At 40.3% G+C, this 24290-nt stretch carries 23 protein-coding genes and 2 pseudogenes; 10 read left to right on the forward strand and 15 right to left on the reverse strand.

Translation table 11 applies throughout. The features are described from left to right. Positions 1-186: 186 nt before the first annotated feature. On the reverse strand, positions 187-456 hold the full coding sequence (locus LC033_RS03975; protein WP_226566973.1) for a UPF0223 family protein: 270 nt from the start codon (positions 454-456) through the stop codon (positions 187-189). A 177-nt stretch (positions 457-633) separates the two neighbouring features. On the opposite strand from LC033_RS03975, the gene LC033_RS03980 reads away from it, so the two are divergent. Then, a complete protein-coding gene (locus LC033_RS03980; protein ID WP_226566974.1) occupies positions 634-2106 on the forward strand; it encodes an aminotransferase class I/II-fold pyridoxal phosphate-dependent enzyme in 1473 nt (490 codons plus the stop codon). A gap of 41 nt (positions 2107-2147) precedes the next feature. On the opposite strand, the gene LC033_RS03985 is transcribed toward LC033_RS03980, so the two are convergent. Next, positions 2148-2267, reverse strand: a complete 120-nt coding sequence (locus LC033_RS03985) for a GapA-binding peptide SR1P (protein ID WP_003212464.1) — start codon at positions 2265-2267, stop codon at positions 2148-2150. A gap of 322 nt (positions 2268-2589) precedes the next feature. Here LC033_RS03985 and LC033_RS03990 point away from each other — a divergent pair, with 322 nt between their 5' ends. Then, the gene (locus LC033_RS03990; RefSeq protein ID WP_226567064.1) at positions 2590-2970 is read left to right on the forward strand and encodes a hypothetical protein; all 381 of its coding nucleotides are present in this window, start codon (positions 2590-2592) and stop codon (positions 2968-2970) included. Between the two features lie 154 nt (positions 2971-3124). Here LC033_RS03990 and lpdA read toward each other — a convergent pair whose 3' ends face one another. The 5 genes from lpdA to LC033_RS04015 all read right to left on the reverse strand — a co-directional run bounded on the left by lpdA (position 3125) and on the right by LC033_RS04015 (position 9228). Continuing rightward, complete coding sequence (gene lpdA / locus LC033_RS03995) at positions 3125-4537, reverse strand: dihydrolipoyl dehydrogenase (protein WP_226566975.1); 1413 nt, start codon at positions 4535-4537, stop codon at positions 3125-3127. 4 nt (positions 4538-4541) lie between these two features. After that, the gene (locus LC033_RS04000) at positions 4542-5882 is read right to left on the reverse strand and encodes a dihydrolipoamide acetyltransferase family protein (RefSeq protein ID WP_226566976.1); all 1341 of its coding nucleotides are present in this window, start codon (positions 5880-5882) and stop codon (positions 4542-4544) included. A gap of 110 nt (positions 5883-5992) precedes the next feature. Continuing rightward, the gene (pdhB, locus tag LC033_RS04005; protein ID WP_226566977.1) at positions 5993-6970 is read right to left on the reverse strand and encodes an alpha-ketoacid dehydrogenase subunit beta; all 978 of its coding nucleotides are present in this window, start codon (positions 6968-6970) and stop codon (positions 5993-5995) included. A 3-nt stretch (positions 6971-6973) separates the two neighbouring features. Continuing rightward, positions 6974-8089 carry a pyruvate dehydrogenase (acetyl-transferring) E1 component subunit alpha gene (pdhA, locus tag LC033_RS04010; protein WP_226566978.1) on the reverse strand — a complete coding sequence of 372 codons (1116 nt, stop codon included), beginning with the start codon at positions 8087-8089 and terminating at the stop codon, positions 6974-6976. A gap of 470 nt (positions 8090-8559) precedes the next feature. Then, positions 8560-9228 carry a YkyA family protein gene (locus LC033_RS04015; RefSeq protein ID WP_226566979.1) on the reverse strand — a complete coding sequence of 223 codons (669 nt, stop codon included), beginning with the start codon at positions 9226-9228 and terminating at the stop codon, positions 8560-8562. A gap of 225 nt (positions 9229-9453) precedes the next feature. On the opposite strand from LC033_RS04015, the gene LC033_RS04020 reads away from it, so the two are divergent. Then, entirely contained in the window at positions 9454-9633 is a 180-nt protein-coding gene (locus tag LC033_RS04020) for a YjcZ family sporulation protein (protein WP_226567065.1), read from the forward strand. A gap of 112 nt (positions 9634-9745) precedes the next feature. After that, positions 9746-10303, forward strand: a complete 558-nt coding sequence (def, locus tag LC033_RS04025) for a peptide deformylase (RefSeq protein WP_226566980.1) — start codon at positions 9746-9748, stop codon at positions 10301-10303. A gap of 37 nt (positions 10304-10340) precedes the next feature. Here the strand turns inward: def and LC033_RS04030 are convergent, their stop codons facing one another. Next, positions 10341-11120, reverse strand: a complete 780-nt coding sequence (locus LC033_RS04030; protein ID WP_226566981.1) for a Cof-type HAD-IIB family hydrolase — start codon at positions 11118-11120, stop codon at positions 10341-10343. 400 nt (positions 11121-11520) lie between these two features. On the opposite strand from LC033_RS04030, the gene LC033_RS04035 reads away from it, so the two are divergent. Both LC033_RS04035 and rnjA read left to right on the forward strand, forming a co-directional pair. Next, positions 11521-11730, forward strand: coding sequence for a DNA-dependent RNA polymerase subunit epsilon (locus LC033_RS04035; protein WP_226566982.1), 210 nt, complete (start codon positions 11521-11523; stop codon positions 11728-11730). A gap of 5 nt (positions 11731-11735) precedes the next feature. Next, positions 11736-13403, forward strand: coding sequence for a ribonuclease J1 (gene rnjA / locus LC033_RS04040; protein ID WP_226566983.1), 1668 nt, complete (start codon positions 11736-11738; stop codon positions 13401-13403). Positions 13404-13507: 104 nt separating this feature from the next. Here rnjA and ade read toward each other — a convergent pair whose 3' ends face one another. The 5 genes and pseudogenes from ade to LC033_RS04065 all read right to left on the reverse strand — a co-directional run bounded on the left by ade (position 13508) and on the right by LC033_RS04065 (position 18412). Next, the gene (gene ade, locus LC033_RS04045; RefSeq protein WP_226566984.1) at positions 13508-15238 is read right to left on the reverse strand and encodes an adenine deaminase; all 1731 of its coding nucleotides are present in this window, start codon (positions 15236-15238) and stop codon (positions 13508-13510) included. 271 nt (positions 15239-15509) lie between these two features. After that, a complete protein-coding gene (locus LC033_RS04050) occupies positions 15510-16178 on the reverse strand; it encodes a potassium channel family protein (RefSeq protein WP_226566985.1) in 669 nt (222 codons plus the stop codon). 76 nt (positions 16179-16254) lie between these two features. After that, positions 16255-16542: pseudogene (locus LC033_RS04055) on the reverse strand (gamma-glutamylcyclotransferase); the annotation flags it as partial. A gap of 138 nt (positions 16543-16680) precedes the next feature. Next, positions 16681-17991 (reverse strand): ATP-binding protein, encoded by a 1311-nt coding sequence (locus tag LC033_RS04060; RefSeq protein WP_226566986.1) that lies wholly within the window; start codon positions 17989-17991, stop codon positions 16681-16683. A 142-nt stretch (positions 17992-18133) separates the two neighbouring features. Further along, positions 18134-18412, reverse strand: coding sequence for an AbrB/MazE/SpoVT family DNA-binding domain-containing protein (locus tag LC033_RS04065; RefSeq protein ID WP_226566987.1), 279 nt, complete (start codon positions 18410-18412; stop codon positions 18134-18136). A 275-nt stretch (positions 18413-18687) separates the two neighbouring features. Here LC033_RS04065 and mreBH point away from each other — a divergent pair, with 275 nt between their 5' ends. From mreBH to LC033_RS04080, 3 genes are all read left to right on the forward strand, one after another. After that, positions 18688-19695, forward strand: coding sequence for a rod-share determining protein MreBH (mreBH, locus tag LC033_RS04070; protein WP_226566988.1), 1008 nt, complete (start codon positions 18688-18690; stop codon positions 19693-19695). A gap of 72 nt (positions 19696-19767) precedes the next feature. Further along, positions 19768-19899: a protein YkpC gene (locus tag LC033_RS04075; RefSeq protein ID WP_226566989.1), complete on the forward strand. Its 132-nt coding sequence runs from the start codon at positions 19768-19770 to the stop codon at positions 19897-19899. 105 nt (positions 19900-20004) lie between these two features. Next, a complete protein-coding gene (locus tag LC033_RS04080; RefSeq protein ID WP_226566990.1) occupies positions 20005-21237 on the forward strand; it encodes an aminopeptidase in 1233 nt (410 codons plus the stop codon). Positions 21238-21459: 222 nt separating this feature from the next. Here LC033_RS04080 and LC033_RS04085 read toward each other — a convergent pair whose 3' ends face one another. Then, complete coding sequence (locus LC033_RS04085; protein ID WP_226566991.1) at positions 21460-23079, reverse strand: ABC-F family ATP-binding cassette domain-containing protein; 1620 nt, start codon at positions 23077-23079, stop codon at positions 21460-21462. A gap of 142 nt (positions 23080-23221) precedes the next feature. Between LC033_RS04085 and LC033_RS04090 the strand changes: the two are divergent. Next, positions 23222-23496 (forward strand): annotated as a pseudogene (locus tag LC033_RS04090) (hypothetical protein). 29 nt (positions 23497-23525) lie between these two features. Here LC033_RS04090 and lepB read toward each other — a convergent pair. Further along, on the reverse strand, positions 23526-24098 hold the full coding sequence (gene lepB / locus LC033_RS04095) for a signal peptidase I (RefSeq protein ID WP_226567066.1): 573 nt from the start codon (positions 24096-24098) through the stop codon (positions 23526-23528). Between the last annotated feature and the right edge of the window lie 192 nt (positions 24099-24290).

A 24290-nucleotide genomic window follows, 5' to 3' on the forward strand; every position in this document is an offset into this window, starting at 1 on the left:
AATATTGAAGTATACTTTTGTTCACGCCAATCTGTTTTGCAATTCTAAGCAAGCTCTCACGGTCAATGAGGTATCGTTTTACCGCTTTGATTTTATCTTCAATTGTAAATTTAGCCAAAAGAAAAGCACCTCCAAATGTTAGACTGTGTCTAATATTTGGGGTGCACTTCAGATTGGCTCGTTTTTTTACATACGTATGATCGCTGTTTCTACTGCCTCTCTTGCGCTTGTCACTGTGCGATAAGGAGAATACCCGCTTCCTTTTTCAAACGCCGCACAATGCGTCTTTTCCTCTGCTTTCGATGGCACAACCTCTTTAAATCGTTTATACGCATCTAACACTTCCTGTTTGGCAATTCCTTTTTCATATGCTTTTTCAACGGCCTGAAAAAACGAAATGACCGCCATTTTTTCCTCTGTTGTCCAGTCGACATCCAGTGGATATTGATATTCCATTTCTGTCCCTCACTTTTCTTTTTGAACTTTTATTATAGCATCTAATCTATCAGAAACCGATCGATTTTATGCTTTACATTCCGATCAGTTCATAATATAATTCTTTTGTTTTATGCAATGAAATCTGCTGTTATTGGGAAAATAAGAGCAGGTATTTCGATGAAGGTGGGAATGCAATTGTCACAACATGATACACCCTTATTTACTGGACTAAAAAAACATGCTTCAACCAATCCAGTTCAATTTCACATTCCAGGCCATAAGAAAGGAGCTGGAATGGATCCTGAATTTAGAGCATTCATTGGAGACAATGCATTAAGCATTGACCTCATTAATATAGAACCTCTTGATGATTTACATTCGCCTCGAGGGATGATAAAAGAAGCACAAGAGTTAGCAGCAGAAGCATTCGGTGCTGACCATACGTTTTTCTCCATCCAAGGAACAAGCGGCGCGATCATGACAATGGTGATGACCGTATGCGGACCAGGAGATAAAATTATTGTTCCACGTAACGTTCATAAGTCGATTATGTCGGCTATTGTATTCTCTGGTGCAATTCCTGTTTTTATCCACCCAGAAATCGACAAAGAGCTTGGCATTTCTCACGGCATTACACCAGAGTCAGCCAAAAAAGCGCTAACCGAGCATCCAGATGCAAAGGGTTTGCTTGTAATTAACCCTACGTATTTTGGCATTTCAGCTGATTTAAAAACGATCGTAGAGATTGCTCATTCATTTGATGTGCCTGTCCTTGTTGATGAAGCACATGGTGTACATATTCATTTTCACGATGAGCTTCCGCTGTCTGCGATGCAAGCAGGTGCTGATATGGCGGCAACAAGTGTCCATAAACTTGGCGGCTCCCTCACCCAGAGCTCTATTTTAAATATGAAGGAAGGGCTTGTTTCAAAGGATCGTGTACAATCAATTTTGAGCATGCTGACGACAACGTCCACTTCTTATTTGCTGTTAGCATCACTTGATGTTGCTAGAAAACGATTAGCCACTGAAGGAAAGGCACTCGTAGATGAAGCGATTCGTTTAGCTGAATCAGCAAGAAGCCGTTTGAATCAAATTGACGGCATAACCTGTATTGGTCAGGAGATACTCGGCTCAGCTTCTACTTACGATTACGATCCAACGAAATTAATTATTTCGATTAAAGATCTTGGACTAAATGGCCATGATGTGGAAAATTGGCTCAGAGAAAGCCACCGAATTGAAGTGGAACTCTCTGACCTATACAACATTCTATGTATCGTGACGCCTGGCGATTCTGACGAGACAATTGATACGCTTGTGACGGCTATGAAAGAAATTGCAGTAACCTCTACACGTGAAGGCAACAAACAAGCGGTCACGGAAGTTTTACTGCCTGAGATCCCATCACTTGCCATGACGCCTCGTGACGCTTTTTACGCCATAACGGAAGTGATTCCATTTAAAGAAGCGGCTGGCCGCATTATTGCAGAGTTTATCATGGTGTACCCGCCAGGCATTCCGATTTTTATACCAGGTGAAATCATCACAGAAGAAAACATATCGTATATCTTTAAAAATATCGAAATAGGTCTCCCTGTTCAAGGACCTGAAGATTCAACGTTAGAGATGATTCTTGTCATTAAAGAGCAAAAAACAATTTTATAAAAGAAGCATGCAGCCCCGTAGGGAGCTGCATGCTTTTTTATTTATTCAGAGGCTTCATCACAGCAATGACAGTGACCACACGTTCCATAAAGCGTTGTCACTTTTTCATTCTCAAATTGATCAATGGTTTCATTGCAATCTTGACAAATAATTGTACCCACGTACACGTACATTCCCCTTTTCTTCACTCATAGTTTGAAAACGTTTAATGTATTTCTTATCTCTATAATATGATGTCATATTTAAGTTGTCAACGGTTAATTGTATGACACATTTAATCATTTTTTATAAATATATGCTTTTTCCTCATCATATTGAGGGAACGTTTCAATTGTATTTTGCTTCATATCAATTCTATAACAATTGAGTAACAATTGAAGATTGTGAAAACGGACGTGATACACTAGATTGGCTAACAAAGAATCAGCTCCTAAAAATGTTGGTACAACCCCAAAGGATTTTGAGGTGAATAGATTGAATTTTATGAGGACACTTCTCATTATATTCCCTATGCTCTTTGTATTTAGTTCATGCTCATTTGCGTATATCATACCGAATCAGACAGACCAACTCCATCATATTCAAAAACCGAGGATTCTCTTTTTTACTGATGCAGAAAACCTTGATAAAGAAAGTCCTTATTATGATGCAGTGCTCGATTTAAAAAATCAGTACCCAAAGGAAATGTCAAAGATGATTGTGAAAGAGGATCGTAAAGGTTGGAAAAATGAAGTAGACGAGTTACCGGCTATTTTACTTGTCAATAATGATAAAGTCATTGTGAAGGTTGAGGGAAATGTCCGAAGTAAAAAGGATATCTTATCGCCCTTATGTCATGCATTAGACCGTATGAATACAAATTAATGAAATGTGCCTTCCACTTATATATTTATATCAAACAGCCTGAGCCCATATCAATACAGGACTCAGGCTGCTTAGTGTCTTTTTAACACTGTCTACTTGACAGGGGTCACTTCATTCATAAGGAAGAATACTTTCTAAAAATTTGATAGGTTTATTATTTTACGATATGGATTGGGCTTCCAATTGCTACTTCAGCCGTTTCCATTGTGATTTCTCCTAGTGTTGGGTGAGCGTGAATTGTCATTGCGATATCTTCAGCAGTCACGCCAGCTTCAATTGCAAGGCTAAGCTCTGAAATCATATCAGAAGCCCCAACACCCGCAATTTGTGCACCGATGACTAGACCATCCTCTTTCCGAGTGATGATTTTCATGAAGCCATCAGTTGCGTCAAGAGAAAGTGCACGTCCGTTTGCTGCGAATGGAAATTTGGCTGCAACGATTTCGATTCCTTCTTCTTTTGCTTCTGCTTCAGTGTATCCAACAGTTGCAAGTTCTGGCTCAGTGAATACAACAGCAGGAATACCAAGGTAATCAATTTCAGCTTGCTCTCCAGCGATTGCTTCAGCTGCAATTTTACCTTCGTAAGAAGCTTTGTGTGCAAGTGGTGGTCCATCAACGATATCACCAATTGCATAGATGTTCGATACGCTTGTACGGCATTGTTTGTCAGTTTTAACAACTCCGCGATCTGTCAATTCAACACCAACTTGCTCAAGGCCAAGCTCATCCGTATTTGGACGACGACCAACTGTTACAAGAACGTAGTCTGCATCAACTGTTTTTTCTTCACCTTTTACTTCGAAAGTAACAGTAACACCATCAGATGTTTCTTCAACGCCTTTTGCAAGGGCGTTTGTATGGATTTCAACGTTTCCTTTTTTCTTGAGGTTACGTTTCACCAAAGAGCTCATTTGCTTTTCAAAGCCTGGAAGGATTTCGTCTCCACCTTCAAGGATGATAACTTCAGTTCCAAAGTTTGCATAAGCCGTTCCAAGCTCAGTACCAATGTATCCACCTCCGATCACAACTAACTTTTTAGGTACTTCTTTAAGTGCCAAAGCACCAGTTGAGTTGATCACACGATCAGTGTATTTAAATGTAGGCAATTCAATTGGACGAGATCCAGTTGCAAGAATTGCGTTTTTGAACGTGTAAGTTTGTGCTGAATTTTCATCCATGACACGTACAGAGTTGCTGTCTACGAAATAAGCTTCACCTTTTACGATGTCGACTTTATTTCCTTTTAGAAGACCTTGAACTCCACCTGTTAATTTGTTAACAACAGAAGCTTTCCACTCTTGAACTTTTGTAAAGTCAACTGTTACGTTTTCAGCTTTGATACCCATGTCTTCAGAATGCTTTACATGTTCGAAACGATGGCCAGCATTGATTAACGCTTTTGAAGGGATACAGCCGACGTTTAGACATACACCGCCAAGCGTACCTTTTTCAACAATTGTTACTTTTTGTCCAAGCTGTGCAGCACGAATAGCAGCTACATATCCACCAGGACCTGCACCGATGACAAGAGTATCTGTTTCGATTGGGAAATCTCCTACTACCATAACATTACGCCTCCATTAAAATTAATTGTGGATCATTCAATAAACGCTTGATGTGGTTAAGGGCATTTTGCGCAGTAGCTCCATCAATCATACGATGGTCAAAGCTTAGGGAAAGAGCTAAGACTGGAGCTGCAACGATTTCGCCATCACGAACAACCGCTTTTTCAGCGATACGGCCAATACCAAGGATCGCTACTTCAGGGTGGTTAATGACTGGCGTAAACCATTGTCCACCAGCAGAACCGATGTTAGTGATTGTGCAAGATGCACCTTTCATTTCAGCCGGAGCCAATTTACCATCACGTGCTTTTGTTGCAAGCTCATTGATTTCGTTAGATACTTCGAAAATTGCTTTGCGATCTGCATTTTTCACAACTGGAACAAGCAAGCCTTTTTCTGTATCAGCTGCAATTCCGATGTTGTAGTAATGCTTTTGCACAACTTCATCTGTTTTATCATCAATAGAAGTGTTAAGTACTGGGTACTTTTTCAAAGCAGAAGTTAGAGCTTTTACAACGTAAGGCAAGTAAGTTAACTTGATTCCTTGATCAGCTGCAACTTGTTTGAATTGTTTACGATGTGCAACAAGGTTTGTTACATCAACTTCATCCATTAATGTTACGTGAGGAGCTGTATGCTTAGAGTTCACCATTGCTTTCGCGATTGCTTTGCGGATTCCGCTCATTTTCTCGCGAGTTTCTGGGAATTCTCCTTCTAGAACTGGAGCTGCTGCCGCTTTTGGAGCTGCTTCTTCTTTCACACTTTCAGCTGCTTGAGGTGCTGCTTCTTGACTTGCAGAACCACCATTAACGAAGCTGTCGATATCTTCTTTTAAGACACGGCCATGTTTACCAGTACCTGCAACTTTGTAAATTTCAACTCCTTTTTCACGAGCATATTTACGTACAGAAGGCATAGCGATGATGCGTTTGTTTGGATCGGCATCTACTTGCTCTTGTGCGCCAGCACCAGTTGCTGCTGCCGCTTCTTCTTGAGCCACTTCTTTCTTTTCAGGCTCGTTACCAGCTTCAGCAGTACCTTGTACTTGAGCTTCAGTTTTCGCTTCGCCTTCTTCTTCGCTGCCTTTAAATTGAAGATTTTCGTAACCAGGTGCATCAAACGTAATGATTGTTTGTCCTACAGTTGCAACTGTTCCCTCTTCAACTTTTAATTCTAATACTTTTCCTTTAACAGGTGAAGGAATTTCTACAACTGCTTTATCATTTTGTACCTCTGCTAAAACGTCATCTTCATTGATTTCGTCGTTTGGTTTTACAAACCACTTAACGATCTCACCTTCGTGGATACCTTCTCCGATGTCCGGAAGTTTAAATTCAAATGCCACTGTTTTTCGCCTCCTAGATTTTATTGAACCCTTTTTGTGTAATCATTACACCATCATGTAAATTGATAAAGGGGAAGAGAAATAAATTCTTTTCCCCCACTATCATTTAATTAAAATTCAAGAACTTTCTTAGCTGTTTCAAGTACATCTTTATGGTTTGGAAGCCATACGCTTTCAGCTTGAGAGAAAGCAAATACAGTATCCGGTGCAGCTACACGAAGTATTGGTGCTTCCAGGCTAAGGATTGCTCTATCATTAATTTCAGCTACTACGTTTGCAGCAATACCCGCTTGTTTTTGTGCTTCTTGAACAACGATCGCACGACCTGTTTTTTCCACAGAAGCGATGATTGTTTCAATATCAAGCGGGCTGACTGTACGAAGATCGATCACTTCAGCAGAAACGCCTTCTTTTTCAAGTTCTTCAGCAGCTTTAAGTGATTCGTGAACCATTGCACCGTAAGTGATAATAGAAAGGTCAGAACCTTCACGTTTCACGTCAGCTTTACCGATTTCAATTGTGTACTCTTCTTCAGGAACTTCCTGACGGAAAGAGCGATAAAGTTTCATATGCTCAAGGAACACAACTGGATCGTTGTCGCGAATTGCAGAAATTAATAGTCCTTTTGCATCGTAAGGTGTTGAAGGAATAACAACCTTGATACCAGGCTGTTGTGCGATAAGACCTTCTAAGCTGTCCGCGTGAAGCTCAGGTGTATGAACCCCTCCACCGAATGGAGAACGGATTGTCACTGGAGAATGCCAGCGTCCGCCAGAACGGTAACGCATTCGAGCCATTTGTCCAGAAACAGAATCTAATACTTCGTAAACGAATCCGAAGAATTGAATTTCCATTACTGGGCGGAATTCTTGTAGTCCAAGGCCAATTGCAAGACCGCCAATACCAGATTCAGCAAGTGGAGTATCGAATACGCGATCCTCACCAAACTCTTTTTGCAATCCTTCAGTCGCACGGAATACGCCGCCGTTTACACCAACGTCTTCTCCGAAAACGAGAACGTTTTCGTCATTTTTCAGTTCTGTGCGTAACGCATCAGTGATCGCTTGAATCATTGTCATTTGCGCCATGGCTTACTTCGACTCCTTCTGTTTGTAAATTTCAAGCTGTTCAACTAGGTTGTATGGTTGAACTTCGTACATGTTTTCAATCAAGTCAGTGACTTTTTGCTTAGGCTGTTCGTCAGCTTCTTTGATTGCTTGTTTGATTTGTTCTTTTGCATCTTCGATGACTTTATTCTCTTCTTCTTCAGACCATAGGCCTTTGTTTTCCAAGAATTTGCGGTAGCGAACTAATGGATCTTTTTGCTCCCACTCGTTTTCATCTTCTTTTGTACGATATCTTGTTGGATCGTCACCAGCCATTGTATGTGGGCCGTAACGAAATGTAAGAGTTTCGATTAATGTTGGACCTTCACCATTTACAGCACGCTCACGAGCTTCAGCAGTCGCTGCATATACAGCTAATGCATCCATACCGTCAACTTGTACGCCGACAATACCAGCTCCTGCTGCTTTTTGTGCAATCGTTTGAGCAGCAGATTGCTTTTCAACAGGCGTAGAGATCGCATATCTGTTGTTTTGGACAACAAAAATCGCTGGGGCTTTGTAAGCTCCTGCAAAGTTAATGCCTTCATAGAAATCACCTTGTGAAGCTCCACCATCACCAGTGTAAGTGATTGCAACAGCTTTTTTACCGCGTTTTTTCAATCCAAGAGCTACACCAGCAGCTTGGATGATTTGTGCACCAATAATGATTTGAGGGGAAAGTGCATTCACATCTTCAGGCATTTGGTTACCAACAAAATGTCCACGAGAGAACAAGAAAGCTTTTGTTAGTGGAAGACCATGCCAGATTAATTGTGGTACATCACGATATCCCGGTAGAATGAAATCTTCTTTCTCAAGTGCAAAGTGAGTTGCAAGTTGAGAAGCTTCTTGTCCAGCTGTTGGTGCGTAGAAACCTAGACGTCCTTGACGGTTCAATGAAATTGAACGTTGATCTAATACTCGTGTAAACACCATACGGCGCATTAATTCTTTTAATTGGTCATCTGAAAGATCCGGCATTGCCACTTCGTTTACGACTTCGCCTTTTTCGTTTAAAATTTGAAATGTTTCAAACTGCTTTTTGATGGCATCAAATTGCTTTTTGCTATCAACAATTGCTTTTTTTGTTTTTGCAGCCATTCTAAAGTCACCTCTTCCTTTCTTTTAACAGTCAATTTGTCGTGAATCCATTTATACATACAGATTAGGATAACCCAAAATACTCATATGACTCCTGTATATAATAGCCACAAAGATCGTTGTCGAAACATCGGACGATCGCTCGCTTTTGAGTTCTTCAACTGTATTAATGATAGTTCACAAAAAACTAATACAACTTCTGTTAACAAAGAATAGTTTACAACAAGAAAAATAGTCCGTCAATTGATTTAACGGCTTTATTTAAATAAATGTATTCGCTTTACTTTTTATAGAGAACTGTATCAATCTGTTTAACAAACAGCAAAAACTGTAATAGTATAGACTTTGCTACTGTACTACAATAGCAAATGTTTGTTTTTGTCGAAAAATAAAAGAAGAGCTGTTTTCAGCTCTTTTAGATTGTTGACAAAGGGCTAAAGTGATCTTTATTTTAGCCCTTTGTCTTCTTTTCAGCTATTTTTCGCCTCTTTATCTGCTGCTTTGTATAAAGCCTTTTTATGCTCATTCAATTGGTCTGTATATTGATTGAACTTCTTGCTTTCTTTTCTGACTTTGCTGTAAGAACGATTCACTGTCTTCAGCTTGGATTTCAGATCCTCGTATCCTTTATCTTTCTTTTTTAAGGATTGATACAAAAGCTGATCTAGTTTCAGCGCCTTTTGATACTCACGGTATAGCTGATCGTATGACGCATATCTCTTCTCGATTAATTTCACCGTTTGATCTGCTTGATCTTTTAATGCTGCATCTTTTATCCGCCCGGCAGACTCCTTTACAGATTGAAATTCTTTTTTCGATTGATCCATACTGTCTTTTTCTGTTTTCAAATGTTCTTCACGCTTCGTTGCCGATGCTAATGCCTGGTCAGAATAACTTGATACTGTTTTTGTATGGTCCTTCGTTGTCTGAACCATCTTAGAATACAGCTGCTGCTCTTTTTTTTCATACCTTTGCAATGTATCTTGCTCTTTTTCAAATAAGGCCTCTTTTTCACTCATTTTCGTCATGGCATCTTGCATGTCCTTGAGCGGACTTTGCCCTCCGCAGCCGGCCAAAACAAGGACACATATCCCCGCCAAAGTAGCACGTGCTTTGCTGCTTCTATTCACCTGTCTCATTCCAGGGTCCCCCTTTACATCTCCACATACCACTATAATTTCTATCGTCTTTTGTGACAAGGAAAGAGAGTAGGCTGAAGAAGATTTTTTTCATGCCATAGGCTCATGACTATACAAATAGTGTATTCATACATAGTTTATATTACACGCTTCGCCTTTACTTCTGAGAGGCCGAGTGTATTTCCAAAGGAGGTCAAAAGTATGTCTAATTTTAGTCATGGAAGTATGTATGGTGGATACGGCGGTTACGGATATGGATACGGCGGTGGCTGCTGCTATCCAAGTTATGGTGGTGGATACGGATATGGTGGTGGACGTACATTCGCTTTAATCGTCGTCCTTTTCATCCTATTGATCATTGTAGGCGCAGCATTCTTAGGCGGCGGCGGTGGTGGCTGCTGCTAATGGCTCTCTAAACCTCTGACCGGTCTCTGACGACCGGTCTTCTTTATTTCATTGCATATGTTGTGTATCATTTTATATACTTTACATACAAAGGAAATAGGAGTGAAGTTTTGTGATTACCATGGATGATATCGTACGAGACGGGCATCCCGTCCTAAGACAAACCGCTGAAGCGGTCGAACTCCCGCCAACAGAGCGGGATAAACAGCAACTAGCTGACATGATCGAATTTGTCAAAAATAGTCAGGATGAAGACATTGCTGAAAAATATGGACTAAGACCCGGCGTTGGACTAGCAGCTCCGCAAATCAATATTAGTAAACGAATGATTGCTGTTCACTGTGAGGATGAGGACGGTCATCTATACAGCTATGCTCTTTTCAATCCTCGTATTGTCAGTCATTCAGTCAAAAGAGCTTATTTAGCTACTGGAGAAGGCTGCTTATCTGTTGATAAGTCCATCCCTGGATTTGTCCCGCGTTACGAAAAGATCAGGGTCAAGGCCTCAACGCTTGAAGGCGAATACATTGATATCCGCTTAAAGGGATTCCCAGCTATCGTCTTTCAGCATGAAATTGACCATTTAAATGGCATTATGTTTTATGATCATATTGAAAAGGATCGGCCATTCGCCGAGCCAGACAATGCTGTTGCGATTGGCAAATCTTAATGAAAAGAAGACCCAACAATCAACGGGTCTTCTTTTTTCATTCTTCAATGAAGCCTAATTCGGTTACTGCATGGAATATGCCGTCCTCATCCACTCGTTTCGTCACAAAATCAGCCAATGCTTTTAATTCACTCACGGCATTTCCCATGGCAACGCCTGTTCCAACAAACGAAATCATTTCTCTATCGTTCAGTCCGTCTCCAAAAGCAACCGTATCCTTTTGATCGTAAGGCAGTCTTTCAATGACTCTTTTAATTCCTTCGGCTTTTGATCCGCCTTTTGGCAAGACGTCTGTTGACAGCTCGTGCCATCTGACAAGGTCAATCCCTTTACGGAGTGCCTCATATTGATTTTCCTCTTCTGCCTTACAGAATAGAAGCATCTGATAAATCTCATTTTCTTTAAAGAAAGACAAATCATGCTCGGGATGCTCTGCTTTTAAGGTTCCGATCCCTTCATGGATAAACGGATGATTCGGGACAGAGGCCTTCATCGTTTCTTCCCCCATAAAAACAAGCGGGTGATCATGATCATCCGCAGTCTCGTATATTTGCTCCATCAGCTTCTGTTTGAGCGGGTTACGGTAAATGACTTGTCCTTCATACATGACATATTGACCGTTATAAGCAATAAATGAGTCAAGCGCTAATTCTTCTAAAATAGGTTGAATCAGAAAAGGCGAACGGCCGGATGCAATGAATAGATGATGCCCTTTTTCTTTTAATAAACGAACAGCTCGCTTCGTTGATTGAGGTATTTTTTTATCATGATCATATAAAGTTCCGTCGATATCAAAGAAGATAATTTTTTTATTCATATCTCGTCACCTGTCTCTCGTTATGTATACCCTATCCCCTTCATCATACAGAAAGATTCCCGCTGACGAAACCACTTCCTTTTAAAAGCCCATTTCCCACATATAACCATGTAACATTTAATGGAAACATCATATAATACAAGTATAAAGAGAGAACGGAATTCGCTGTTTCATATAACCTTAACCTCATACTGAAAGGAGGCGACCTGTGATGCTTCGTCGTCTGCGTAAGAAAATTCGAAGACAATGGAAGGACATGCTTCGTAAAAAATCGATTGCTTAAAAGGATCTTCCGTACATTTGCTGAAGGTACTTTTTTCTCTGAGACTTTTCTTATGCGCGTTTTTTTAATATAATAGAATAAGCGAGTGTAACATACGGTATTTAAGGAGAGATTTGGATGATATATAAGGTATTCTTTCAAGCAAGTACTACGGAGGTACCTGTAAGAGAAAACACAGATTCACTATACGTTGAGGCGGTTTCTGAAAGAGACGTACGCGAAAAGTTGAAAAAACATAACTACAATATTGAATTCATTCAGCCTGTAGACGGTGCTTTTTTAGACTATGAACGAGAAAGTGAAAATTTTAAAGTATTGGAGCTATGAGAGGAATGAAATTTGTTAAAAACGATCAGGCGGCAGTTTTTGCGCTAGGCGGATTAGGCGAGATCGGTAAAAACACGTATGGCGTTCAATTTCAAGATGAAATCATTTTAATTGATGCTGGTATTAAGTTCCCTGAAGATGAGCTTCTTGGGATTGATTACGTCATCCCTGACTATACGTATTTAGTTAAAAACGAAGATAAAATCAAAGGTCTTTTCATTACTCACGGACATGAAGACCACATCGGCGGTATCCCTTACCTTCTCAAGCAAGTAAATATTCCAGTTTACGGAGGCAAACTCGCAATCGGCCTACTTCGTAACAAATTGGAAGAGCATGGTCTACTAAGACAAACGAAGCTACACATTTTTGAAGAAGAAGATATCATTAAATTTAGGAAAACAGCTGTGTCTTTCTTTAGAACGACGCACAGTATTCCAGATTCTTATGGAATTGTCGTTAAGACACCTCCAGGTAACATCGTACATACAGGTGATTTCAAGTTTGACTTTACCCCTGTTGGCGAGCCTGCCAATTTAACGAAAATGGCTGAGATCGGTAAAGAAGGCGTTCTTTGTCTTTTATCTGACAGTACAAACAGTGAAATCCCAGAATTTACGATGTCTGAAAGACGCGTAGGTGAAAGTATTGATGACATCTTCAGAAAAGTAGATGGACGTATCATCTTTGCAACTTTTGCATCCAACATTCACAGACTTCAGCAGGTGATTGAGTCTGCTGTCGCCAACGGCCGAAAGGTAGCTGTATTCGGACGTAGTATGGAGTCTGCAATTGATATTGGACAAGAACTCGGCTATATTAAATGTCCAAAAAACACGTTCATTGAACATAATGAAATCAATCGTCTTCCAGCAAACAAAGTCACCATTCTTTGTACTGGTAGCCAAGGTGAACCGATGGCAGCTCTTTCCCGAATTGCCAACGGTACACACCGCCAGATTTCCATTAATCTTGGAGACACTGTTGTGTTCTCATCTTCTCCGATCCCAGGTAATAATATTAGCGTAAGCCGTACCATTAACCAGCTTTATCGTGCTGGTGCTGAGGTCATTCATGGCTCACTGAATAATATTCATACATCGGGTCACGGTGGACAGGAAGAGCAAAAGCTGATGCTCCGTTTGATTAAACCAAAATTCTTCATGCCGATTCACGGTGAATATCGCATGCAAAAAACGCATATTAAACTTGCGAATGATTGCGGAATTCCTGAGGAAAACTGCTTTATCATGGATAACGGTGAAGTGCTTGCACTGAAAGGTGACGAAGCAAGTGTCGCTGGCAAAATTCCATCAGGCAACGTATATATCGACGGAAGCGGTATTGGCGATATCGGCAACATCGTATTAAGAGACCGCCGCATTCTTTCAGAAGAAGGTCTTGTCATTGTTGTCGTCAGCATGGACATGAAAGAATTCAAAATTTCTGCTGGTCCTGATTTAATCTCAAGAGGCTTTGTCTACATGAGAGAATCTGGAGATCTCATTAATGACGCACAGGATTTAATTTCAAAGCATCTTGAAAAAGTAATGGAACGCAAGACGACACAATGGTCAGAAATTAAGAACGAAATTACTGACACTCTTGCACCTTTCCTTTATGAAAAAACAAGACGCCGCCCAATGATCTTACCGATTATTATGGAAGTGTAATAAAAAAAGAGACACACGCCCTTAGGCTGTGTCTCTTTTTTTCGTCAATATTTAAAGAAACCACATATACGAAGATACCTGAGAATGCGGCTTCTTTCTTCATTTTATGATTGAATGGGAAGATGCTGAAAGCTTCTGACATCAAACAATCCCTTTGTCGTCATTTTTACATCCGGAATGACTGGAAGTGCCAAAAAGGATAACGTCAAAAATGGATTAAAGTCTAAATCGAAACCCGTTTCTTTTAACACTTCATGGAGTGCATGAAGGCTTTCTTTTACCACATGTGCGGGTTGATCTGATAATAGACCAGAGATCGGTAATGGAAGCGTATGAAGAGGCTGTCCATCTTTTACAACGGTCAAACCACCACCAGCTTCTTTTAACGTCTCAATGGCTTTCGTCATATCATCATCATTTGTGCCGACAGCAATTAAATGATGAGAATCATGCGCTACAGTTGTTGCAATGGCACCCTTTTCTAAGCCGAACCCACTGACAATCCCTATCCCCATTTCAGATAGACCTTGATGACGTTCTACAAGCACCATTTTTAATAAATCTCTTTCTATATCACTAGTAAATTGTCCATTGATTTCTGAAGGAAATACTTGTTCTAATTTTGTTTCAAGCTGATTCGGAATAATCCGAATGACGTTCATCTTTTGATGGGCTGTCATAGGCAGTGCAAGATCTTGACCTTGAACATCCACAGCGTGTACAGATTGCAATAATACAGAACTCGGTGCAATTTTTTCTACACTTAGCTGATATTCCCCATGCTGGGAGACCAACTGTCCTGCAATAAAGACGCTTGTGATATCTACTTCTTGCAGGTTAGAAATGAGCATAAAATCCGCGTCAAAGCCTGGTGCAATCGCTCCCTTTGTTTTAAGGCCAAAACACTCTGCTGCGTTTAAACTCCCCATTTGATACGCTAAGAAGGGATTCAATCCTTCTTTGATGGACATACGTACTTGTTCATCAATACTTCCTTGAGCCATTAATTCATCTAGATGTTTATCATCGGTACAAAAGAAAAAGCGTCTCGCATTCTTCTCGTTAACAGCGGGTAAAACGTTTCTCACGTTTTTGGCGACAGACCCTTCTCTCAGCATGACATACATGCCGCGTTTTACACGTTCAAGGGCCTCCTGAGCCGTTGTCACCTCATGATCTGTTTGCACATTGGCTGTCCGGTACACGTTAATTAATCGGTCCGTTAAGCCTGCCAAATGTCCATCAATCAATTTATTCTCTTTTTGAGCATCAAGCAGTTTTTGAAGCATATCTTCTTCCGCCTGCTCCACCCCGACATAATCCATGACCTCGGCAAGACCAAGAACCTCCTTCTCTTGATAAAGAGGCTTTAAATCTTTCGCTTTTAGAGTAGCACCTGATCGTTCAAAACTGACTGCTGGCACACAGGATGGCAGCATGAAATATATATTTAAGGCAGCTTTTCTTGCTTCTTCCATCATAAAACGAATTCCTGCAATACCTGAAACATTGGCAATTTCATGCGGGTCTGTTACGACACTTGTCACACCGTGAGGAACGACAGCTTTGGAGAATTCAACAGGGGTGACCATTGAGGACTCGATATGAACGTGACCATCAATAAAACCAGGTACAAGCATTTGGCCAGCTGCATCTAGCTCCCGCTCTCCCTCGCACTCTCCAATTCCCACTATTTTTCCATTTTCAACAGCGACATCAGCTTCTATCCATTCCTGGTTAAACACGTCCATCACCTTCGCATGTTTAATCACTAGGGCTGCCTTTTTTCTCTTTGCAGCTACCTCAATTTGACGTCTTAAAAACTCCTTATCCAACGACACTGCCTCCTCCAAGTTAACAATATAATGTTTCTTATCGTAAACGAATCTGTTTGCCCAGTCAATGACATTTAGAGACAATCAACCTTATAAAAGGGCTGATTTTTATTTCTCAATATGTGATAATTACATGAAAAATGTTGCTGATCACTTTTGCTCTTTTCATTCCTTTTTCTAAAAAAATAAACTCCTTTCACTTTCTTTCTCACCCTTTACTGTCCATTTGTTATGTACACATTCATATAAAAAACACCCCTTTTCGGAGTGCTTAATTTTCGTTCTGCATTTCTCGTTTTTCAAAGCGTCCAATATCTGCTACTGATCCAATGACGATGAGAACATCCTCTTTTTGTATCATTTCATCAGCTAACGGTGAAACAATGACTTCTTTCCCACGCTTAATCGCCACAATATTGATGCCGTATCTCGCTCTAATATCGAGATCCAAAAGAGTATGCCCTGCAAGTCTGGTGTTTGCAACGATTTCAATGAGACTATACTCATCTGACAACTCTAAATAATCCAGCACATTGTTGGAAATGATTTTATGTGCAATCCGTTTGCCCATATCTCGCTCTGGATGAACAATGCGATCCGCCCCAATTTTGTTGAGTACCTTTTCATGATAGTCATTTTGTGCTTTCACTGTAACCATTTTGACGCCAAGCTCTTTCAGCATAATGGTTGTTAAAATACTTGCCTGAATATTCTCTCCAATAGCGACGATGACATGATCAAAATTGCGAATCCCTAGATTTTTTAAAACCGATTCATCCGTTGAATCACCGATCACCGCATGTGACGCAATTTTAGCGTATTCGTTCACTCGGTCTTCATTCATATCCATGGCCATTACTTCAAGTCCTTCTTCACTCAGCGCCTTGCAAATACTTCCTCCAAACCGTCCAAGACCAATGACTGCATATTCCTTTTTCATGTTCTGACTCCTTTTATATCACTTACCATGCATTTTACTATGATTTGATTAATGAATCCATAGAAAACGAATTTTTTTACGGAAACGCCTCACTTAAATAGAGGTCTGCTCCTTTTTCTATCTCGATACGATAATGACCTGGCCGAGCGATTTCTTCACTTTTTTGTAAGACGAGAAAAGTTAAGCCGTCGTCATATATTTGATTACCTATTTTGACATCGACAAAAGCTGGAAGATATGTGCCCTCATATACGCCCTCTCGTTTGTACAAATACCTATCAAAGGGCACCTCATATAGAACACCCTCAGTTTCTCCCCCGTCTTCTACCATATCCGCTCGTAATCCATGAGGTCGCACCAATGATCAGTCATGACATCTATTTCCTGCATGTCATCACCCTCCTCTAGCTCGTCTATCTTATTAACGTCAAATACGCCTCGTGATGCTCTTCATGTTTAAAAGCGTTCCATATACAAATAAAGTCTTCATCGTCATCACAAATCAAGTCCTTTCGCCTTGCTTCTGTCTACTCTTTTGATACACAGGTAAATAAATATGAAAGGCTGTGCCTTTTCCTAGCTCACTAGATACATCCATTCTTCCGTGATGATCCTTTAAAATCGTCGCACATATGGTCAGACCAAGTCCTGTCCCTTCTTTTTTGGTTGAGAAGAACGGGTCATATATTTTCTGAATATCCTCTTCAGACATCCCTTTTCCTTCATCTTGAATGGTAATTTCCCATTCATTCATCATTTTTTCTGTTGATATGTATATGCAGCCCCCCTCAGGCATCGCTTCAATGGCATTTTTAATTAAATTAATGAATAACTGCTTCATTTGATTGGCGTCTGCTAAGATAACCCCAGCATCCTGCTTTTTAAATGGCTGCTTGAGATCAATATTAGAAAGAACTGCATTTGTTTTTAAAAGGGTAATGACCTGTTCTAACAGCTCATGAAGCTGTACTTCTTGGAAGTTGACCGATTGAGGCTTTGCTAACACAAGCAACTCACTTAAAACAAAATCAATCCGTTTAATTTCTGAAAAGATAATGTCAAAATAATCGGTTCTTTCGGGATATTGTGTTTTCATCAGCTGCAAAAATCCGTTGACTGATGTGAGTGGATTTCTGACTTCATGGGCAATCCCAGCAGCTATTTGTCCTGCAACCGCTAGCTTTTGTGCCTGCATTTGCAATTGCTGATTAGATCTTTCAAGCTCGAGCTTTGCCTGCTTTTGTTTCGTGATATCAGCAACTGTTCCAATGCCACCAGTAAACTGATGCTGCTCATCAAAGTAGAGCTTATAATGAACGTCACCCCATACCTTCTTTCCGTCTTTATGGAGAAGCTGCAGTTCAACTCGCCCCTCATCCTTATGCTCTTTTATAACAGATAACAAATGCTGTACGACATGCTCTTCCTGATTAAAGTACTGATTGTACATCGTCCCAAGACATTCCTCTATGTCGTAACCCGTCATTTGTTTCCATGCTTGATTTAAGAATACGATTTGACCCTTTTCATTTGTTTCAAAGACGATTTCTTGCAAGTTATCTGTAATTCGATTCAGCCGCTCTGTCAGTTCATGAGCTTCTTTCTCTCTTTTGTTTAAATCCGACACAAGTAAATTTAACCGGTCCACATAGCCTGAGAAGATCCAAATACCAGCTAAAACAACGACAGTGAAGGCTAGATCGAACGGCCAATTAATGTGATAGCCGCCTAGATAATAAAAGAAATCCCAGCTTAAAATTAAGATAAATGCAAGAGCAGATAACACGATCCGCACTTGGTATGTTTTGTTCAAATGATTCCACCTTCCGCCCTGAGATTCTTTGTCAATTGTACCATTTTCCACTTGATTTTTGAGGGTGATGCGGCATTTTTAAGAAACTTTTCAGAAAAAATAGCCTGTTCTCAGCCAAAGGAAGAGAGCAGGCTATTTTTATTTACTGCTCAAGGGCTTCTTGAAGCTCTTTTAGCAGTCGTTCTGCGCCTTCAGCGCTTAATGTGATTTGACCATTTCCATATTGCTGATTCTTAGAAGTAATTTCACCAGTCATGAGACAAACGCCTTGAGGCTGATATTTTTTCAAGACGATTTTCTCTCCATTTATAAAAAATTCCATACTGTCTTTAATTGCGATATCAAGTGCTCTTCTCAGTTCGATTGGCATGACAATACGCCCTAGTTCATCTACTTTTCTTACGACTCCGATAGATTTCAATTTCGTTCCCTCTTTCTTTCGTTAGCTCAAGATCAATCTGTTTTTCACCAATTGATATATCGTAGACGTAAGAGGCTCTCAAAAGGTTTCTTCTACTTAAAAAATTTTTCCATAAAAGAAAAAACAAAGGGAAAATTTATTGTGATTGTCAAAATGAGACTTCAATTTTACAGATTCATTTCAAGATCATCACAAACCCCCACAAATGACCTCTATCCTTTGAACTTTTAAATGTAAATTGATTAAAACAGTAAAAATAGAGATTGGGTGAAAACATGTTTCAACATGCCGAAATTGGAATTGATTTAGGAACAGCTAACATATTGGTTTATAGTAAAAACAAGGGAATTATTCTAAATGAACCTTCCGTTGTTGCAGTAGATACAGAAACAAAGACTGTGCTTGCAGTCGGCGCAGAAGCAAAAGCGATGATTGGGAAAACACCTGGAAAAATTGTGGCACTTCGCCCGATGAAAGACGGTGTCATCGCTGATTATGATATGACAACAGATTTACTCAAACAAATCATGAAAAAAGCAGGGAAAAATATTGGGTTTACCTATAGAAAGCCGACCGTGGTTGTATGCACACCTTCTGGTTCAACAGCTGTCGAACGCCACGCGATCAGCGATGCTGTGAAGAATTGCGGGGCAAAGCATGTGCATTTAATTGAAGAACCTGTCGCAGCTGCAATCGGCGCTGATCTACCAGTAGACGAGCCTGTTGCGAACGTCATTGTAGATATTGGCGGGGGAACAACAGAAGTGGCAATCATTTCATTTGGCGGTGTTGTCTCTTGTCATTCCATTCGTATTGGCGGAGATCAGCTGGATGAAGATATCATTACGTTTGTGAGAAAGAAATACAATCTACTGATTGGAGAGCGGACAGCTGAGCAGGTGAAAATAGAGATTGGTTATGGACTTATTGAGCATGATCCTGAATCATTAGAGGTGCGTGGACGGGATCTTGTCACAGGTCTTCCAAAAACGATTACACTTGAATCTCATGAAATTCAAGACGCCATGAGAGAATCACTTCTCCATATTTTAGAGGCGATTCGTGCCACGTTAGAGGACAGCCCTCCAGAACTGAGTGGCGATATCGTAGACCGCGGCGTGATTTTAACCGGCGGCGGTGCTCTTTTAAATGGGATTCAAGAATGGCTCTCCCAAGAAATTGTTGTTCCAGTTCATATTGCGGCAAATCCACTTGAATCTGTAGCCATTGGAACGGGTCGTTCATTAGAAGTTATCGACAAATTGCAAAAAACGTTAAAATAATCTTCTTTTTCTACTTCTTTTTTCATCATTTCGATCATATCGTGAAATGGATAAACGTGAAGGAGGAAGAACATGTTACTTGATTTAGGTAAACGGGTGGTTGTCACAGTCATTCTAACCGGTATTATTTTAGGAGGAATGAGCCTGTCGTTTTCACATATGCCCCCTTCTAATGCACAGCCTGTGAAACAACTGGACCGCTAAAAAGCCGCACGAAAGCGGCTTTTTTCATTTGCTTTAGAGAGATTCCCAATTTTCCTTTTCAGTCATAAATCTGATATGATGAACATGACTAAAGGAGGGTTTTTTATGAGTTCATTCGAAAAACAACTAGATCAATATGCAAAGACCATCGTTGAAGTCGGTGTGAATGTTCAAAAAGGACAAGAAGTGGTCGTATCTGCATTTACTGAGTCTGTTGACCTTGTTCGTCTTGTGGCAAAACACGCCTATGAGCGCGGGGCGAAAAACGTACATATCCGCTGGAGTGATGGTGTACTTACACGTTTAAAATATGAACATGCACCACAAGATGTTTTTCAGCAATTTCCTGAATGGGAATCTCAAATGATGGAAACCATCGCAAAACGAGGTGGCACCTTTATTACCATCTTGTCAGAAAGCCCTGACCTTCTGCGAGGCATTGACTCGAAAAAAATTGCTTCACAGCAAAAGGCTGCTGGTTCAGCACTTCATACATATCGTCAATACGTTCAATCGGACAAAGTCGCTTGGACGGTCGTAGGTGCTGCATCAAAAGATTGGGCGAAAAAGATATTCCCAGAGCATGCAGATGAAGAAGCTGTCGCTTTATTATGGGACCAAATTTTTAAAGTTGCTCGCGCTGATCAGCCAGATCCTGTTGAAGCTTGGAAGAAGCATGATGAGTCACTAAATGAAAAAGTAAAATTATTAAATGAGCGTCACTACCACAAACTGCACTATGAAGCACCAGGTACAGACTTAACGATTGAGCTTCCAGAGCAGCATATTTGGGTAGGTGCTGGCAGTGTGAGTGAGCGCGGCGTATCTTTCATGGCCAATATGCCGACAGAAGAAGTGTTTACCGTGCCTAAAAAAGACAGTGTGAACGGTATTGTATCAAGCACAAAGCCACTCAGTTATGCCGGAAATATCATTAATGGATTTACTTTAACCTTTGAAAATGGCCGTATTGTTGATATAAAAGCAAAAGAAGGCGAAGACATTTTAACATCGCTGGTTGAAACAGATGAAGGCTCTCATTATTTAGGCGAAGTCGCCCTCGTACCAGATGATTCACTAATTTCAAACTCGAATATTCTCTATTACAATACACTTTACGATGAAAATGCATCGAACCACCTTGCCATCGGCAGCGGTTATGCGTTTAATATTGAAGGCGGAAAAGAGATGAAACGTGAGGAATTAGAAGCAGCTGGTGTCAACAGCAGCATTACACACGTCGATTTCATGATTGGTTCGAAGGAAATGAATATAGATGGGATCACAAAAGATGGTAAACGTGAACCGATCTTCCGAAATGGAAACTGGGCTTTTTAAATGAAAAAGACATCACATGTGGATGTCTTAGATTGTTGACAAAGGGCTAAAATAATCTTTATTTTAGCCCTTTGTCTTCTTTTCAGCGTGATTGAAAACCTTTGAAGTCTAGGAAGGACGAGCGAATTTTAGATTCGTGAGCACCGGCACGCAGGGCTGACAACGAATGCGAGCGTTTGTCTACACCCTGAGACATGACATGTGGATGTCTTTTCTTCATTATTAACCATAAAGCTCATGAAGTCTTTTTTGAATGTCTTGATCTGCTAAAAACTCATCATATGTTGTTTGTTTATCGACAATGCCACTTGGCGTTACTTCAATAATACGGTTTGCGACTGTTTCAACAAACTGATGGTCATGAGATGAGAAGAGCATTGCCCCTTTAAAGCTCATTAAACCGTTATTCAGCGCTGTGATCGACTCAAGATCTAAGTGATTCGTCGGCTCATCTAACAGTAAAATATTCGCTCCAGACAGCATCATTTTTGAAAGCATACAACGAACCTTTTCTCCTCCTGATAGGACACTTGCCTTTTTCTTTACTTCTTCCCCAGAGAAAAGCATTCGACCTAAGAATCCGCGTAAGAAGCTTTCACTTTGATCATTAGGAGAATATTGGCGAAGCCAATCAACAAGATCTAAGTCGCTTCCTTCAAAGTATTCACTATTGTCTTTCGGGAAAAAGGCTTGAGATGTTGTGACGCCCCATTTAAACATCCCGCTGTCTGGCTCCATCTCACCAGCAAGGATTTTAAATAAAGTAGACACAGCGAGCTCATTACGACTTAAGAACGCAATTTTATCTTCCCGATTCATGATAAAGCTGACGTTATCAAGTACTTTCACGCCATCGATTGTTTTGGATAGGCCTTCTACTTGAAGGACATCATTCCCTATCTCACGCTCTGGCGCAAAATGAACATACGGGTACTTACGTGAAGATGGCTTAATATCATCTAGAGAGATTTTATCAAGCAATTTCTTTCTTGACGTCGCTTGCTTCGATTTAGAAGCATTCGCACTGAACCGAGCAACGAACTCTTGGAGCTGCTTAATTTGTTCTTCTTTTTTCTTGTTTGCTTCTTGGCTTAGTTTCAGCGCTAGCTGGCTAGACTCATACCAAAAATCATAGTTTCCGACATATATTTGGATTTTTCCGAAGTCAAGATCCGCAATATGAGTACATACTTTGTTTAAGAAGTGACGATCATGCGATACGACGATAACGGTATTTTCAAAGTTAATGAGGAATTCTTCCAGCCACTGAATCGCTTGTAAGTCCAAGTGGTTCGTTGGCTCATCTAGAAGAAGAACGTCAGGTTTACCGAATAAAGCTTGGGCTAATAGCACTTTTACCTTTTCAGAACCGCCGAGCTCAGACATTTTCTTCGACTGAAGGCTTTCTGGAATGCCAAGACCTTTTAATAGGATCGCTGCTTCACTTTCTGCTTCCCAGCCGTTTAACTCAGCGAACTCACCTTCAAGCTCCGCTGCACGTATCCCATCCTCATCCGAGAAATCAGGTTTCATATAGATCGCATCTTTTTCCTGCATCACATCATATAGACGTTTATGACCCATGATAACGACCTTTAACACTTCAAACTCTTCGTATTCAAAGTGGTTCTGTTTTAAAATCGCTAAACGTTCACCAGGACTCATATGAACATCACCAGTTTGAGCCTCGATTTCTCCAGATAGGATTTTTAAGAACGTTGATTTACCAGCTCCGTTGGCACCAATTAATCCGTAGCAGTTACCAGGAGTGAATTTAATATTTACTTCTTCAAATAGTTTACGATCAGCAAAGCGCAAACTAACATTATTCACTGCAATCATTTATTAATCCTCCATCACTCATTCATCATTATGAAGTATAACATGAATAACGATTGATAGAAACGTCTCTCTCTAAGAACAGAGGCTTTTTTCCATTATGGTATAATAAGCGAGAATGATTAGTTGAAGGAGTTCGTACGATTTGAGATTACTCACACTCATGGAATACTGTTTATTGATTTTTTTTATGGGCATTTATTTATCTGCAACAGGCTTTAACGCGAAGGACTTTGGCCTTTATATTGGGCTTGTCCTCATTACACACTGGTCCACATCTTTTCAAAACGCTTTTTAAAAAAGCGAGGAAAAGAAAATCAGAAGATCGGTTTGTTTCAATCCGTGTTAGCCATTACAGGGTCCGTGTTCGCTTCTGTTTTAGCCATTGTAATTATTGTCACGGTGCTCACGCCAAATTAAAAACGACCCTTCTCAGGAGAAGGGTGCATTTATTGTGTTTGTCGAATGTCGCCAAATGGGAAGAAAACAAATTCTGATGTCCCGACAATGCGATCCTTTTCAATGAGTCCGAGTCCATTTCGGCTGTCCATGGAATTAAGTCTGTTATCTCCCATCACAAAGTAATTATTTTTCGGTACTTTCACTGGACCAAAATCTCCTGTCAAATGCACCTCATACTCTTTCGCATGCGCCTTGTTTTCTTTTAAATAAGGTTCGTCTACTTTTTTACCATTAATGTAAAGGGTGTCATCCTTCATTGCAATCGTGTCTCCTGGAAGGCCGATCAATCGTTTCACATAATGAATTTTCTGACCATCTTTTCCATTAATAATGACGATATCTCCACGTTTGACACCACCGAAATAGTTAATGGTTTTGTTTACAAACAACTTTTCCCCATCATGAAGGGTTGGATCCATTGACTCCCCTTCCACCACATACGGCTCAAAAATAAACGTACGGATGAGCAAGACGAGTGCAAGTGCAATCAAAATGGCTTTAACCCATTCAAACAGAGAGCTTTTCTTCTCTGTTTTGACTTGCTTCGCTTCAGATTGAATGTCATTTTCGTTTTGTTTGTTTTCTTCGTTCAAAATATTGCTTCCTCCTAAGACTTTCTGCTAAAAGACTTGAAACGTGAATTGAATAACTTTACTTTATCACATGTCATTTAAAAATTCACAAGACAGCCGTTCAATTAGATATTTTTTCCTAAATTGCTGATGATTAAACAAAAAGAAGCACCGTTTCAC

Origin of the sequence: Bacillus stratosphericus (genome assembly GCF_020524495.1) — a bacterium.
Taxonomy (GTDB): domain Bacteria; phylum Bacillota; class Bacilli; order Bacillales; family Bacillaceae; genus Bacillus; species Bacillus stratosphericus_B.